The sequence below is a fragment of the Acidiphilium sp. PM genome, from assembly GCF_000219295.1.
GTDB classification, from domain to species: Bacteria; Pseudomonadota; Alphaproteobacteria; order Acetobacterales; family Acetobacteraceae; genus Acidiphilium; species Acidiphilium multivorum.
Genome location: NZ_AFPR01000368.1, coordinates 1 through 1113, shown reverse-complemented (window position 1 = coordinate 1113; position 1113 = coordinate 1). Strand labels below are relative to the sequence as shown.

Below are 1113 nucleotides of genomic sequence, written 5' to 3'. Positions count from 1 at the left end.
GCCGAGCTGAGCGCCGTGGCCATGCTGATGAAGGGGCAGCCGGTGGTCGAGCCGATCTCGACCGCGCGGGGCCGGTTCTACCGGGCGCGGTTCGTCAACCTGCCGCACAGCGCCGCGGTGAGCGCCTGCCGGCAGTTGCAGGGCGGGCCGACCGGCTGCGCGGTGCTGTCGCCCGACGCGGGATAACCGCGTCCTACAGATCGAGGGATAACCGCGTCCGACAGATCGAGGGATAACCGCGTCCGGCAAGACGCGGGTTAACCACGTTCGACAGATCGAGGGGTAACCGCGTCCGGCACGACGCGGGGTGAGGCGCCCTCGCCCGTTCGCGGGTGGCCGCGCCGGCGCCGGAGCAAAAACTCAGCGGCGGGCGGCGGCGGCGATCAGGGTGTTTTCGAGCAGGCAGGCGATGGTCATCGGCCCGACGCCGCCGGGGACCGGGGTGATCGCGCCGGCGACGGCGGCGGCCTCCGCGTAGGCGACGTCGCCGACCAGCCCGCCCGCCGCCGTGCGGTTGATGCCGACATCGATGACCGTGGCGCCGGGGGAGACCCAGTCGCCCTTCACCATTTCGGCGCGGCCGACCGCCGCGATCAGGATCTCGGCGCGGCGGCATTCGGCGGCGAGGTCGCGCGTGCGGGAATGGGCGATGGTGACGGTGGCGTCGGCGGCGAGCAGCAGGGCGGCCATCGGGCGGCCGACGATGTTGGAGCGGCCGAGCACGAGGGCGCGGGCGCCGCGCGGGGCGATGCCGGCGGCGGCGAGCAGCTTCATCACGCCGCGCGGGGTGCAGGGCACGAGGAAGGGCGTGCCGAGCGCGAGGGCGGCGACATTGTCGGGGTGGAAGCCGTCGACATCCTTGGCCGGGTCGATCGCGCGGATCACCGCCTGCGGGTCGATGCCGGCCGGCAGGGGCAGCTGGACGAGGATGCCGTCGACCGCGGGATCATGGTTGAGGCGGGCGATCAGGGCGAGCAGCTCGGCCTGGCTCGCGCTCGCGGGCAGGCGGATGGTCTCGCTGGCGAAGCCGGCCGCCTTCGCGGCGCGCTCCTTGTTGCGGACATAGACCTGGCTCGCCGGGTCCTCGCCGACGAGGACGACGGCGAGGCCGGG

1 protein-coding gene and 1 pseudogene are annotated in these 1113 nt (G+C 74.0%); one reads left to right on the top strand and one right to left on the bottom strand.

The genetic code is table 11. From position 1 onward, the window contains the following. Nucleotides 1-186 (top strand): annotated as a pseudogene (locus APM_RS12805) (lytic transglycosylase); the annotation flags it as partial. Nucleotides 187-360: 174 nt separating this feature from the next. Here APM_RS12805 and folD read toward each other — a convergent pair. After that, the coding region (folD, locus tag APM_RS12800; protein WP_007423796.1) for a bifunctional methylenetetrahydrofolate dehydrogenase/methenyltetrahydrofolate cyclohydrolase FolD at nucleotides 361-1113 on the bottom strand (753 nt) is incomplete at its 5' end.